Here is a 13,224-nt window from a genome sequence, read left to right on the forward strand (position 1 = left end):
TCTTCATAACTCAATTTCATAATAAAACACCCCAAAAGTTAGATTTTTTCTGTCTAACTTTTGGGGTGCAGTTCATTTTGCGAGGCTCTCCTATTTATAAGCTAAAGCACGTTTAAAGGTTTTCCAGATTCCCAAATCATCCGTTTGAAGGACTAGACTAGCATACATGCGTCCGATAAAGGCTGTTGCAGTTATTGCAAAAACAACCGTTATGGCAAGTGAAATCCAAGCTTCTAGACCACTTGCATACCCATTTATAGCTCGAAATGGCATAAAGAAGGTCGAGATGAAAGGAATATAGGAACCAATTTTCAGAACTAAATTGTCCCCTGCAGCACCTAGAGCGGTCACTCCAACGAATCCTGCGATAATCAAGATCATCAGTGGCGACAAGGCTTTCCCTGAATCCTCAGGACGAGAAACCATAGAACCTAGGAAGGCTGCCAAAACAACATACATAAAGAGACTAACCAAGACAAACAATAAGGTATTGAGCGAGAAGGCATCTCCTAGATGATTTAAAATACCAGATTGAGCCAAGATTGGTAGGTCTTTAAAGAGCAGAATCGCAGCCAGACCACCCACGACGTAAATCCCAATATGAGTCAAAATCACAAGAAGCAGAGCCAGCATGCGAGCATAGAAATAATGACTAGCTCGGATACTAGAGAAGACCACTTCCATGATTTTGGTTCCTTTCTCGCTAGCCACTTCCTGAGCAGTAACACTAGCATAGGTAATCAAAATCATATAAAGGAAGAAACCAAGCCCTGCGGCCGCAATGGTTTGGACAATTTTTTTGTTTTCCTTAGATTCATCAATCTTCTCAGTAAAGTCAACGGTTTGACTCAGGCGCTTTTCCTGTTCTTGGGACAAATTAGCCGCCGAGCGATTGAGTTGGTATTGCAGTTCGTTGAGCTTATTTGTTACAGCCAGCTTGATGCCACTTTCAAGAGAAGTTTCACCGTGATAGACGGCCTTGAGGACACTGTCCTCTTGGTCAATGGTTAGGTAACCCTTGATTTTCTCATCCTTGATAGCAGCCTGGGCACTAGCTTCATCCTTGTAATCAAAGTTGACACCATTGGTACCCTTGAGTCCCTCAGCTACAGATGGCACTGTTGTTACTACCGCTACCTTGCTATTTTTAGCCATCGAAGAATTTTGGAGATAGCCGATTCCTACAGATAAGGCTAAAAAGAGGAACGGCGAAATCACCATGAAGAAGAAACTCCACGACTTGACATGCCGAAGATAGGTTTCCTTCATTACAACCCACATATTTCTCATACTTCCACCCCTGATTCTAGTTTAAAGATTTCATCGATTGTTGGAGCTTGTTGGTCAAAGGTCGCGATATATTGACCTTGAGTGAGGATGGGGAAGAGTTCCCTTCCAGCGTCCTCATCATCTAGGATTAATTTCCAACTGCCTTGCTTAGTCAAGCTCACCTGTTTGACGTGAGGAAGTTTTTCCAGTTCTTCCTTGCTTTGTTCACTTGAAACAAAAAGACGTGTTTTCCCATATTGATTACGGACATCCTGAACAGGTCCATGCAAGACCACACGCCCATCTCGAATCATCAGAATATCATCGCAAAGTTCCTCAACATTGGTCATGACATGGTCAGAAAAGATAATGATTGCACCACGCTCTTTCTCTTTCAAGATGACCTGTTTGAGCAACTCGGTATTGACTGGGTCCAAACCACTAAAAGGCTCATCCAGGATAATCAAGTCTGGCTCATGGATCAGGGTGATAATGAGCTGAATTTTCTGCTGATTCCCTTTGGAGAGACTCTTGATTTTATCAGTCAATTTGCCCTTCACTTCTAATTTTTCCATCCATTGAGGGAGTTTTTCCTTGACTTCCTTAGCATCCATGCCCTTTAGAGTCGCCAAGTAGCGAACTTGTTCAAGGACTGTCAGCTTGGGCATGAGGCTGCACTCCTCAGGCAGATAGCCAATCCGAGCGTAGGTTTCCTGACGAATCTCCTGCCCATCCAGACTGATTTCTCCTTGATAGTCCAAAAATTTCAACATACTGTGGAAAATCGTTGTTTTCCCAGCACCATTTTTCCCGACCAGTCCCAAAATTCGTCCTGGACTTGCCTGAAAATCGACACCAAACAAGACTTGCTTGGAACCGAAACTTTTCTCTAGATTTCTTACTTCTAGCATCTTCCACCTCCGAGATATGTTGCACTTATTATACTCCTTTTTGATAGCATTTACAACGTTTTATGTCCATTTTTATCGATATTATTTATAGTAAAAATCTACCAAATCTAAGGTTTTTAAGCGCTCTAGTAATAGGTTTAGTATAGCTCATTAAAAATTGGATAGGGTGTCTTTCTCCTCAACTGTCGCTTTTCTCTTCTGAACTGTTCTCTTAAAACTAAAAATCCACCCCGAAGGATGGATTGATGAGTTAACGTACTTCTGCATTCACTTTTTCTTCGAGTGATGCTTGGATTTTTTCCATGTAGCGTGCGACTTCCTCGTCCGTCAAGCTGTCTTCTGGATTTTGGAAGGTCAAGCTATAGGCCATTGACTTCATACCAAGTCCTAATTTTTCACCTGAGAAGACGTCAAAGAGTTTGATATCTGTCAAACGTTTCACGCCTGCAGCTTGGATAGCATCTACAACTTCTTGGTGAGTGACTTCTGCCTTGAGAAGTAGAGCAATATCACGACTAACAGCTGGGAATTTGGTAATTTCCACAAATGGAGCAGCAGGTTGAAGCGCAGCTTCGATGGCTGAAAGGTTAAGCTCGGCTACATACGTTTCTGGAATATCATAGGCCTTCGCAGTGACTGGATGCACTTGGCCAAGGAAACCAAGAACTTGGTCACCGAGCGAAATCACGGCTGTACGTCCTGGATGGAGGCTTGCCATCTCAGCTGTTGCTGTATAAGTCACTTCAAGTCCCAAGCGAGCAAAAAGCGCTTCAAGGATTCCCTTAGCATAGAAGAAATCAACTGGAACTGCTGCCGTTTGGAAGTCTTTTTCAGCAACCAAGCCTGTCAAGGCAAAGGCAAAGCTGTTGATTTCGTTTGGTAGGTCTTCTTTTGGATTGCCTGTTTGTTCAAAGACTTTTCCAATCTCGTAAAGTGCCAAGTTTTTATTCTTACGAGCCACGTTGTAGGCAACCGTATCAAGGATACCTGAGACCATATTTTGACGGAGAACGGAGCGATCCACTGTCATTGGCCACATGAGTTCTGTAAGGTTACTTGGCTGAGCCGTAAACTCAACTGCTTTTTCAGGAGTTGTTAGAGCATAGGTGATAATTTCTGTCAAACCTGCTCCTTCAGCAATGGTACGAACTTGACGGCGGAGTTTTTGTGTGGCTGTCAATTCACCAGCTGTCCCATCGTCTTTTGGAAGGCTGGTTGGCAAGCGGTCATAACCATAGATACGAGCGATTTCTTCAAAGAGGTCCGCTTCGATGGCGATATCCCAACGACGACGTGGAACGCTAACGGTAAAGCTGTCTTCATTTCCAGAAAGACCAAAGCCAAGACGACGGAAGACATCTTCGACATCATCGTATGAAAGTTCTGTTCCAAGGACACGGTTGACATCGGCAAGAGTTGAAGATACTTCTACATCTGAAGTGTCAAGCTCACCCGCTGAAACGATGCCCTTACGCACCGTCGCACCTGCAAGTTCTGCAATCATGCTAGCTGCAGCATCCAAGGCCTCATCGACTGTTGCCACATTGATCCCTTTTTCAAAACGAGAAGATGATTCCGAACGAAGGTTAAGGCGTCCGCTAGTCTTACGAATGGATGTGCCATTGAAAACAGCAGCTTCTAACACAACACGACTAGATTTTTCAGAAATTTCTGTAGCCTCTCCACCCATGACACCTGCAAGGGCGACTGGTTTGTCAGCGACAGTAATCACTAAATCATTTGTTTCCAACTCACGTTCTTCACCGTCCAAGGTTACTAATTTTTCACCAGCACGCGCTTCACGCACACGGATGTCATTTCCTTCAAAGGTATCCAAGTCAAAGGCATGCATCGGTTGACCAAAGTAGAGCAGGATGTAGTTTGTCACGTCCACAACGTTATTGATAGGACGGATGCCTTCGTTCATGAGAAGGTTTTGCAACCACTGTGGACTTGGTGCGATAGTCACATTGTCCAAGATACGAGCTGCATAATAAGGTGCCTTGTCTGTGTCAATGCTGACAGAAAGAGCATCTGCTGCAGCTTGGTCTGTTTCTGAAAGAGCAAATTCTTTAAAGTTGACTGCCTTGTCATAGATAGCCGCCACTTCATGAGCCACCCCACGCATAGAAAGGGCGTCCGCACGGTTTGGAGTAATGGAAAGTTCGATGATTTCATCATCCAAGTCTAGGTAAGAAAAGACTTCCTCACCTGGGACAGCATCTTCTGGCAAGATTTGGATGCCATCTGCGAATTCCTTTGGTACAACGGAGTCAGAAATACCCAATTCACCAAGTGAACAAATCATTCCAAGTGACTCAAGACCGCGGATTTTCCCTTTTTTGATCTTGTAGTTGTCAGCAATGCGAGCTCCTGGAAGAGCCACCATGACCTTGATGCCCGCACGCACATTGGGAGCACCACAGACGATTTGACGGGCTTCCTCTTCGCCAACATTAACCTGACAAACATGGAGGTGAGTTTCTGGCACATCTTCGCAAGACAAGACCTCACCGACGACAATTTTTGAGAGACCAGCAGCAGGTGATTCGACACCTTCTACCTCGATCCCTGTGGTTGACATTTTTTCAGCCAACTCTTGTGATGGCACATCAATGTCCACCAACTCTTTTAACCATTTATAAGATACAAGCATAATTTAGTTCCCCAGAATGACAGTTGTCCCTCTGGTTATTTCCTTTCCTATCATTTCAATAGAAGAATCATCTTCTTACCTTAATTTCTTTTTCAGTAACCAATCCGTATCTACTTTTTGACCAACCATAAAACGATGTTGGCTAAATTTTTCAAAACCATATCGATTATAAAATGCTTGAGCTTTTGTATTATGTTCCCAAACACCTAGCCAAGCCCAGGAAAAACCATTTTTTTCGGCAAGTTCCAGAGCGAATTCAAACAGTTGCTTACCAAGTCCAAATCCTTGGAATTTTTGTAGCACATAGAGGCGTTGAATTTCAAAAGCGTTCTCTAATTCTCTCTCAGTTTGAGCATTTCCCCAGTTGACTTTGAGAAAACCAGCTATCTCCTCTTCATGCATAATGAAATAGGTTTCGGAGTCAGGATTTTCCAACTCAGTTGACAAAACTCTCAGACTATAAGCCTCTTCAAAGTATTCCTGTAACTGCTCTTCCGTATTATCATGCGCAAATGTTTCACGAAAGGTTTGTTTGGCAATTTTAGCCAACACCTCAACATCTGCCATTTCTACTTTTCTAATCATTATTTAAACTGTTCTGAGAAGCGGACATCTCCTTGGTAGAATCCACGGATATCGTTGATTCCGTAACGGAGCATAGCTACACGCTCTTGTCCAAGACCAAAGGCAAATCCAGAGTAAACAGTCGCATCGATTCCACTCATTTCAAGGACACGTGGGTGAACCATACCGGCTCCCATAATCTCAATCCAACCTGTTTTCTTACATACGTTACAGCCTTCTCCACCACACTTGAAGCAAGAAACATCCACCTCAACAGATGGCTCTGTGAATGGGAAATAAGATGGGCGCAGACGAATTTGACGCTCTTCACCAAACATCTTTTGGACAATCAACTGAAGGGTTCCTTGAAGATCTGCCATGGAGATGTTTTTCCCAACAACCAATCCTTCGATTTGGTGGAACTGGTGACTGTGGGTCGCATCGTCCGTATCACGACGGAACACACGCCCTGGTGAGATCATTTTCAAAGGACCTTTAGAGAAATCATGGGCATCCATAGCACGCGCCTGAACTGGAGACGTGTGGGTACGAAGCAAGATTTCTTCTGTGATGTAGAAAGTATCCTGCATATCACGTGCTGGGTGGTCTTTGGGAAGATTCATACGTTCAAAGTTATAGTAGTCTTGCTCCACTTCAAAACCATCCACGACTTGGTAACCCATCCCGATGAAAATATCTTCGATTTCTTCACTGGTTTGTGTAAGAACATGACGGTGACCAACCGCAACAGGACGACCTGGAAGTGTCACATCGATACTCTCGCTAGCCAGTTGAGCTGCGACTTTCTTTTCTTCCAAGAGTTTCGCTGTTTCCTCAAAGGCTGCTGTCAAGACATCACGAGCTTCATTGACGTGTTTCCCGATGACAGGGCGCATTTCAGCCGATACATCCTTCATCCCTTTAAGGATTTCAGTCAGTGAACCTTTTTTCCCAAGGACAGAGACACGCAATTCTTGCATCTCTTTTTCATTTTCAGCAGTAATCTGCTTCAAGCTAGCCAGCGTTTCTTCGCGAAGCGCTTTTAATTGTTCTTCAATAGTTGACATAATTCCTCCATCAGTCGCTCGTAGAGAAAAAGAAAACCACATGCCAAAAACTCCACTCGGAGCGTTGACACGCGGTACCATCCGTTTCATCTGACAAGTCAGACCTTCATTTCTAAATCCATGCGCAAGTGAATTCACTCAGCTTTCATATAGAGAGCTTGCAGTCATGGCTCTCCTCCCTGATATACTTCCCTTGAGTTACTAGTCTTGCGGATTCCTATTCAATTACTACATAGTTTATCAGATTTTTAGTTAAAAAACAAGTTAGACCAGACTAATTTCAATATAAAAAGGAACAAGACGCAATGCACTACCTATTTGTAAGATCTGTTTCATCCGCTTTCCTTTTCAATAAAAGAGTTGCTGCTTGATTAAAACCATCGCACCAGTTATGCCATTTTGCTTCATACTCATCTTGAGCTAAGATACAGTCTTTTAAATCCAAAACAGAGTAAATCTTTCTTTCCTCGCAAGCTTGCGCATAGAGATAATACAGTTCATCGCCACCCTCTCTATCCCACTCAGCAGAAATCATATTCCTACCCGCCAATAAAGCCTGATAAACCCTGTGATGGCCATCTGTAATTAACAAGCAATCTCCGAACGCAAGAATACTGATTGGAGCAACATTGATTATTTCTGCCGACTGATAAAGTGTCTGGATGCCTTCTAGTTTCTTTTCTGATAAGTATAGTTGAGTCGGATGGAGAGCTTTTATGTTGACTTTCATTTCTTCCTCCTCAAGGGAATTCGATATTTACTTCTGCTTACCTTTAAATCGCCATTGGAAGCGAAGCTTGTCATAGAAGGGAAACTCGATAAACAGGACTCCCAAGCCCACAAAGAGACTGGCAAGGACGTCTGATGGGTAGTGAACTCCCAGATAGACCCTTGAGACCAACACACTGACTAGGTAGAGGCCAAGGACGATTTGCACGATTTTTCTCCAGACTGGATTTTTCATCCGTTGACTGAGAATGACAATCAGAGTACCTACCATCAAGGTTACAGCCAAAGAATGGCCGCTTGGGAAGGAAAATCCCTTCTCCTCAACTAGGTGTAAGATAGCTGGTCGTGGGCGCTGGTAGATGTTTTTAAAGGTCACGATTAAAAGACCTGCCAAGGCCAGATTCCCCAGCATGAAGTAGCTTTCTATCTTCCACTGCTTACGATAAAAGACAAAGGCTGCAATGGCAACCCAGGTGATAATCACTGGAATATCAATCAAATGCGTAAGTGCACGGAATAAAACTGTTAAATAATCTGGCAAATCCCCACGAATGGCAGTTTGAATCGGTTGGTCAAAACCGACCAGCGTTTCAGGGTAAAACTTGACCATATAGCCAAGAAGGACGAAAAGCAAAAGGGCAAAAGAGCCCTTCATTAAAAATGTTTGTTTATCTTTCATAGTGTTTTAAGGTTGGTTTCAAAAGGACGTATAACAACCAGAATGAAATGGCAAAGATTACACCCTCAATCAAGTTAAAAGGCAATACCATAGTCATGAGGTAGTTGGAAAGTCCCATAATTTTTCCAATATCAAAGTTGGCAAACTTCGCGTACAAAGGAACAGCATAGACATAGTTGAGAACCAACATAGCAGCAGTCAATCCAATAGTTCCCGCTAGAGATGCTAGTAGAAAACGAAGAGTACTGCGCTCCTTTTTCCATATCAAACCAAAAGCGATCACAAAAACTCCCAAGGCTACAATATTCATTGGCAACCCAATGTAAGTATTCACTCCCTGGCTATTGAGAAGCAACTTCAAGAGTGATCGCAGCAAAAGGATCCCTAGAGCAGCAGGCAAGTCCATCACCACCAAGCCCACAAGGACTGGCAAGATACTAAACTCGATCTTGAGGAAGGTCGCCGCTGGCAAGAGCGGAAAGTCAAAGTACATCAGCACAAATGAAATGGCTGATAAAATCGCAATGGTCGAAAGTCGACGTGTGTTTGTCATAACAGGTTCCTCCAATTTTCTATAAAATCAGAAGAAGTTGGAAAGGATCCCTCTATCTATTCTCACTTTTTATATCCCAAAAGCTCCCTCTCACTCTTTTGAGCAAGCGGTTGCAATTCATCTATAAACTCATCAGAACAGACAAAGCCATTCTTTCGTCTTCTCCCATCCAGACTATACTGTCGGTTGTGGAATCGCACCACATCAGCTTGCGCTCGCGGACTTATTTGGCTAAGATATTTTAGATTTATCTAGGCGTCGCAGTCGAAGATAATACTTAAAGTATATCGAGACAAGACAACGACGAGAAAGCTAAAATAGATAGTCAAATTCACCGCCGGTCGGGAATTGCACCCAGCCCTGAAGACCCTTTAATCATAACAAAAAACGCTTGCAAGTGCAAGCATTTTGATTATTTCAATTTATCTGCTTCATAGGTGTGAACGAGTTCAAGACCTGCAAAGTTCTGCTGACGGAGCGCTTCATAGACAATCATGCAGACGGTATTAGACACATTGAGACTGCGGACGTGTTCATCGTTCATAGGAATACGGAGAGCTTTCTCAGGATGGTCTCGCATAAAGTCCTCTGGCAAGCCCTTGTCTTCACGTCCAAAGAGAAAATAATGGTCTTCGTCAGTCGATAAATCTGCCTCAGAGTACACCTTTTCCGCGAATTTCGAAATCAGATAGAGTTTCCCCTTCATCTGAGATATGAAATCTTCCAAACTCTCGTAAAAATAAATCTCTAACTTATCCCAGTAATCCAAACCTGCTCGCTTCATCTTGCGGTCGTCAATAGGAAAACCCATTGGTTTGATGATGTGGAGGGGGGAATTGGTCGCAGCGCAGGTACGCGCGATATTGCCTGTATTTTGTGGAATCTGAGGTTCAAATAATACAATGTGATTTGTCATGACTGGCTTCCTTTTACCATTGCAAAAAAATAGCCACACTGCCCGGAGTCAAGCTCAGCAAACAGCGTGGTTAAGGCATCGTTAACTTACCTCACAACAGGTTTGAAGTAAATCAGCGAAACTACTTTCTTAGTATAACACTTTCAGAATCAAAGTCAATAGAAACGACTTGATTTTTTTACTTTTTTTAATGATATTTTCATGTTTGGTCATTCCATTTCTGAAAAGGGATAGCAAAAGAGTAAAATCACTTCAAATCAGAGACGTTGTTATAGAAGTTAAGCATATTTATCTTCAAAAACTTGAAAAAGCCCTTTATCCCCCTAAAAATCGCCTTGGCAAGTGCATTTTTTGCGAAAAAAGGGTATGATAGTTACATCATGAAAAAGTAGGGTTTTTATATGAAAATTGTCCTTGTTGGTGGAGGGAAAGTCGGTTTTGCCCTCTGTCGTTCACTGGTTGCAGAAAAACACGACGTTGTCCTCATCGAACAAGATGAGGCTGTTCTCAATCATATTGTCAGTCGCTTTGATATCATGGGACTCCTTGGAAATGGAGCAGACTTTGCTATCTTAGAGCAAGCCGGCGTTCAGGAGTGTGATATCTTTATCGCTCTAACGGAACACGATGAAGTGAATATGATTTCAGCAGTACTTGCTAAAAAAATGGGCGCTAAAGAAACCATCGTTCGAGTGCGAAATCCTGAATACTCCAATGCCTATTTCAAAGAGAAAAATATTCTTGGATTCTCACTTATCGTTAACCCAGAACTCCTAGCCGCCCGTGCTATCTCAAATATCATTGATTTTCCAAACGCACTCTCAGTTGAGCGGTTCTCAGGGGGACGGGTCAACCTAATGGAGTTTGTTGTCAAAGATTCCAGTGGTCTCTGTCAAATGCCAATCTCCGATTTTCGTAAAAAATTTGGCAATATCATTGTCTGCGCTATGGAACGAGACCATCAACTTATGATTCCGAGCGGTGATATCACCATTCAGGACAGAGATAGAATTTTTGTTACTGGGAATCGTGTGGATATGATGCTCTTCCATAACTATTTCAAATCACGTACAGTGAAAAGCTTGCTCATCGTTGGTGCTGGAAAAATTGCTTATTACCTACTTGGCATTTTAAAAGATAGCCGTATTGACACTAAAGTTATCGAGATTAATCCTGAGAGAGCTCGTCTCTTCAGTGAAAAATTTCCAAATCTCTATATCGTACAGGGAGATGGAACTGCCAAAGATATCTTGCTTGAGGAAAGTGCTCCCAACTATGATGCAGTTGCAACTTTGACTGGGGTTGATGAGGAAAACATCATTACCTCTATGTTCTTAGACCGTGTTGGTGTCCATAAGAATATCACCAAGGTGAATCGAACTAGCCTTTTAGAGATTATCCATGCACCTGATTTTTCAAGTATCATCACACCCAAAAGTATTGCAGTGGATACCATTATGCACTTTATCCGTGGTCGAGTAAACGCTCAATACTCAGACCTTCAAGCCATGCACCATCTAGCAAACGGTCAAATTGAAACTCTTCAATTCCAAATCAAGGAAGCTAATAAAATGACTGCCAAACCTCTTTCACATCTGAAATTGAAGAAAGGGGTTCTCATCGCAGCCATTATCCGAAAAGGAAAAACAATCTTCCCTACTGGAGAGGACAGACTTGAGGTAGGAGATCAGTTACTCGTGACGACCTTACTACCAAATATCACCAAGATTTATGATCTGATTGAGAGGTAAAAGATGAATAAAAGTATGATTCGTTACCTCCTCTCAAAACTTCTCTTGATTGAGGCGGTTCTCCTCCTAGTGCCCGTTAGCGTAGCAACCTATTATCAAGAATCCAGCCAAGTATTTACAGCTCTCTTTACAACAATTGGGATTTTGATACTTCTTGGTAGCTTGGGAATTTTACGGAAACCCAAAAATCAGCGAATTTATACTAAGGAGGGGGTCTTAATCGTCGCCCTCTGTTGGATTCTATGGTCTTTCTTTGGAGCGCTTCCCTTTGTCTTTTCAGGACAGATCCCAAGTGTCATCGATGCCTTCTTTGAAATCAGTTCTGGTTTTACAACTACAGGAGCAACCATTCTGACAGATGTCTCCGTTCTCAGCCGTTCCCTCCTCTTCTGGCGAAGTTTTACTCACTTGATTGGAGGGATGGGGGTACTCGTCTTCGCGCTTGCCATTATGGACAATGCCAAGAATAGTCACTTAGAGGTGATGAAGGCTGAGGTCCCTGGGCCTGTCTTTGGCAAGGTTGTATCCAAACTGAAAAATACTGCCCAGATTCTCTATCTGCTTTATTTAGGGCTCTTCTCACTTTTTGTAGTCATCTACTATCTAGCTGGCATGCCCCTATTTGATAGCTTTGTCATCGCTATGGGAACGGCAGGAACCGGAGGCTTCACCGTCTATAACGACGGAATTGCCCACTACGGCAGCTCACTCATCACCTATCTCGTCAGTATCGGAGTTCTGGTTTTCGGGGTTAACTTTAATCTCTACTACTACCTCATGCTCCGTCGGGTTAAGGCTTTCTTTGGTGATGAAGAACTTCGCACGTATGTAATCATTGTCCTAGTTTCTACCGGCTTGATTACTCTCAATACGCTCCACCTCTACCAAGGTGTCTCTAAGAGCTTTGAAATGGCCCTCTTTCAGGTTTCCAATATCATTACAACAACTGGTTTTGGTTACGGAGATATTACCAACTGGCCCCTCTTCTCCCAATTTATACTCCTCTTCCTCATGGGAATCGGTGGCTCAGCTGGCTCAACCGCAGGTGGTCTCAAAGTTATCCGTGGACTCATCCTTACAAAAATTGCAAAAAATCAGATCTTGTCCATCTTATCTCCTCATCGCGTATTGACTCTACATGTCAATAAAACCGTGATTGATAAGGATACCCAGCACAAGGTCCTAAAATATTTTGTCATTTATGTGATGATTTTACTGTCACTTATCTTTATTGTCAGTCTAGATAACAATGATTTTCTAGTTGTTACCAGTGCTGTCTTCAGCTGTTTCAATAACATCGGACCTATTCTAGGTACAACTTCTAGTTTTGCTATCTTTAGTCCAATCTCTAAAATCCTTCTCTCATTTGCAATGATTGCAGGTCGTCTAGAGATTTATCCCATTTTGCTTCTCTTTATGAAACGTACCTGGTCCAAACGCTAATCACAATAAAGCTCCCCTTTTAGGCTCTTTGTCAACTGTAGTGGGTTGATGAAAAGTTACACCCTGGAGAGGACCAAATTGGTTCTCTCCTTTTTGATGTTCAAAGCAATGAGAATTCTAGTTTTAAAGTTGTCAAAGTTCCGGAAGCCAAAAGCATTTCGCTTGATGACTTTGATAAGGTTATTGGTAGCCTCTAGTTTTGCGTTTGAGTAGGGAAGTTCCAGTGCATTCATGATCTTGTCTTTATCTTTCGAAAAGGTCTTGAAAACAGTTTGAATAATAGGATTTACAGAAGAAATTGTTTCTTCAATAAGACTAAAGAAATGTTCCGTTTGTTTCTCTTGAAAATGAAAGAGTAGGAGTTGATAGAGATTATAGTGCTATCTAAGTTCTTGAGAGTATGAAAGCAGCTTTTCTAGAACCTCTTTATTGGTCAAGTGTGACCGAAAAGTTGGTCGATAAAATCGTTTATCACTGAGTTTACGGCTATCCTGTTGGATGAGTTTCCAGTAACGTTTCAGTGCTTTATATTCGTGCGATCTCCGATCAAACTGATTCATAATTTGTATGCGTACGCGATTCATTGCTCGACTGAGATGCTGGACAATATGAAAGCGGTCGAGAACGATTTTTGCATTTGGAAAAAGTTTTCTAGCAATATCGTAGTAGGGACTAAACATATCCAT

The 13,224-nt window shown here is 42.5% G+C and carries 11 protein-coding genes, 1 pseudogene and 1 riboswitch; of the genes and pseudogenes, 2 read left to right on the plus strand and 10 right to left on the minus strand.

Annotated elements, in window-relative coordinates:
* Positions 1 to 90: 90 nt before the first annotated feature.
* The 9 genes from ACIY14_RS09260 to ACIY14_RS09300 all read right to left on the minus strand — a co-directional run bounded on the left by ACIY14_RS09260 (position 91) and on the right by ACIY14_RS09300 (position 9,344).
* The gene (locus tag ACIY14_RS09260; protein ID WP_409002366.1) at positions 91 to 1,290 is read right to left on the minus strand and encodes an ABC transporter permease; all 1,200 of its coding nucleotides are present in this window, start codon (positions 1,288 to 1,290) and stop codon (positions 91 to 93) included.
* Positions 1,287 to 2,180, minus strand: a complete 894-nt coding sequence (locus ACIY14_RS09265; protein WP_409002367.1) for an ABC transporter ATP-binding protein — start codon at positions 2,178 to 2,180, stop codon at positions 1,287 to 1,289. The genes ACIY14_RS09260 and ACIY14_RS09265 overlap by 4 nt, the downstream gene beginning before the upstream one ends.
* 250 nt (positions 2,181 to 2,430) lie before the next feature.
* A complete protein-coding gene (gene pheT, locus ACIY14_RS09270) occupies positions 2,431 to 4,836 on the minus strand; it encodes a phenylalanine--tRNA ligase subunit beta (RefSeq protein WP_409002368.1) in 2,406 nt (801 codons plus the stop codon).
* Between the two features lie 75 nt (positions 4,837 to 4,911).
* Entirely contained in the window at positions 4,912 to 5,421 is a 510-nt protein-coding gene (locus ACIY14_RS09275; protein ID WP_409002369.1) for a GNAT family N-acetyltransferase, read from the minus strand.
* Positions 5,421 to 6,467 (minus strand): phenylalanine--tRNA ligase subunit alpha, encoded by a 1,047-nt coding sequence (gene pheS / locus ACIY14_RS09280; RefSeq protein WP_000103747.1) that lies wholly within the window; start codon positions 6,465 to 6,467, stop codon positions 5,421 to 5,423. The genes ACIY14_RS09275 and pheS overlap by 1 nt, the downstream gene beginning before the upstream one ends.
* Before the next feature lie 310 nt (positions 6,468 to 6,777).
* Positions 6,778 to 7,197, minus strand: a complete 420-nt coding sequence (locus ACIY14_RS09285) for a chromosome partitioning protein ParB (RefSeq protein ID WP_409002370.1) — start codon at positions 7,195 to 7,197, stop codon at positions 6,778 to 6,780.
* A 27-nt stretch (positions 7,198 to 7,224) separates the two neighbouring features.
* A complete protein-coding gene (locus tag ACIY14_RS09290; RefSeq protein WP_409002371.1) occupies positions 7,225 to 7,875 on the minus strand; it encodes a phosphatase PAP2 family protein in 651 nt (216 codons plus the stop codon).
* Positions 7,865 to 8,428, minus strand: a complete 564-nt coding sequence (locus tag ACIY14_RS09295) for an ECF transporter S component (protein WP_409002372.1) — start codon at positions 8,426 to 8,428, stop codon at positions 7,865 to 7,867. Before ACIY14_RS09295 ends, ACIY14_RS09290 begins: the two co-directional genes overlap by 11 nt.
* Positions 8,429 to 8,581: 153 nt before the next feature.
* Positions 8,582 to 8,800: riboswitch (FMN riboswitch) on the minus strand.
* A 40-nt stretch (positions 8,801 to 8,840) separates the two neighbouring features.
* Positions 8,841 to 9,344 carry a tRNA (cytidine(34)-2'-O)-methyltransferase gene (locus ACIY14_RS09300; RefSeq protein WP_409002373.1) on the minus strand — a complete coding sequence of 168 codons (504 nt, stop codon included), beginning with the start codon at positions 9,342 to 9,344 and terminating at the stop codon, positions 8,841 to 8,843.
* Positions 9,345 to 9,745: 401 nt separating this feature from the next.
* On the opposite strand from ACIY14_RS09300, the gene trkA reads away from it, so the two are divergent.
* Positions 9,746 to 11,095, plus strand: coding sequence for a Trk system potassium transporter TrkA (gene trkA, locus ACIY14_RS09305; RefSeq protein ID WP_061598731.1), 1,350 nt, complete (start codon positions 9,746 to 9,748; stop codon positions 11,093 to 11,095).
* 3 nt (positions 11,096 to 11,098) lie between these two features.
* The gene (locus ACIY14_RS09310; protein ID WP_409002374.1) at positions 11,099 to 12,538 is read left to right on the plus strand and encodes a TrkH family potassium uptake protein; all 1,440 of its coding nucleotides are present in this window, start codon (positions 11,099 to 11,101) and stop codon (positions 12,536 to 12,538) included.
* A 56-nt stretch (positions 12,539 to 12,594) separates the two neighbouring features.
* Here ACIY14_RS09310 and ACIY14_RS09315 read toward each other — a convergent pair.
* A pseudogene (locus tag ACIY14_RS09315) lies at positions 12,595 to 13,224 on the minus strand (ISL3 family transposase); the annotation flags it as partial.

This window comes from Streptococcus sp. ST16 (assembly GCF_046098135.1).
GTDB lineage: Bacteria > Bacillota > Bacilli > Lactobacillales > Streptococcaceae > Streptococcus.

Coding starts and splice junctions, on each gene's coding strand:
- ACIY14_RS09260 (WP_409002366.1), bottom strand. CDS start 1,290: ATGAGAAATATGTGGGTTGTAATGAAGGAAACCTATCTTCGGCATGTC.
- ACIY14_RS09265 (WP_409002367.1), bottom strand. CDS start 2,180: ATGCTAGAAGTAAGAAATCTAGAGAAAAGTTTCGGTTCCAAGCAAGTC.
- pheT (WP_409002368.1), bottom strand. CDS start 4,836: ATGCTTGTATCTTATAAATGGTTAAAAGAGTTGGTGGACATTGATGTG.
- ACIY14_RS09275 (WP_409002369.1), bottom strand. CDS start 5,421: ATGATTAGAAAAGTAGAAATGGCAGATGTTGAGGTGTTGGCTAAAATT.
- pheS (WP_000103747.1), bottom strand. CDS start 6,467: ATGTCAACTATTGAAGAACAATTAAAAGCGCTTCGCGAAGAAACGCTG.
- ACIY14_RS09285 (WP_409002370.1), bottom strand. CDS start 7,197: ATGAAAGTCAACATAAAAGCTCTCCATCCGACTCAACTATACTTATCA.
- ACIY14_RS09290 (WP_409002371.1), bottom strand. CDS start 7,875: ATGAAAGATAAACAAACATTTTTAATGAAGGGCTCTTTTGCCCTTTTG.
- ACIY14_RS09295 (WP_409002372.1), bottom strand. CDS start 8,428: ATGACAAACACACGTCGACTTTCGACCATTGCGATTTTATCAGCCATT.
- ACIY14_RS09300 (WP_409002373.1), bottom strand. CDS start 9,344: ATGACAAATCACATTGTATTATTTGAACCTCAGATTCCACAAAATACA.
- trkA (WP_061598731.1), top strand. CDS start 9,746: ATGAAAATTGTCCTTGTTGGTGGAGGGAAAGTCGGTTTTGCCCTCTGT.
- ACIY14_RS09310 (WP_409002374.1), top strand. CDS start 11,099: ATGAATAAAAGTATGATTCGTTACCTCCTCTCAAAACTTCTCTTGATT.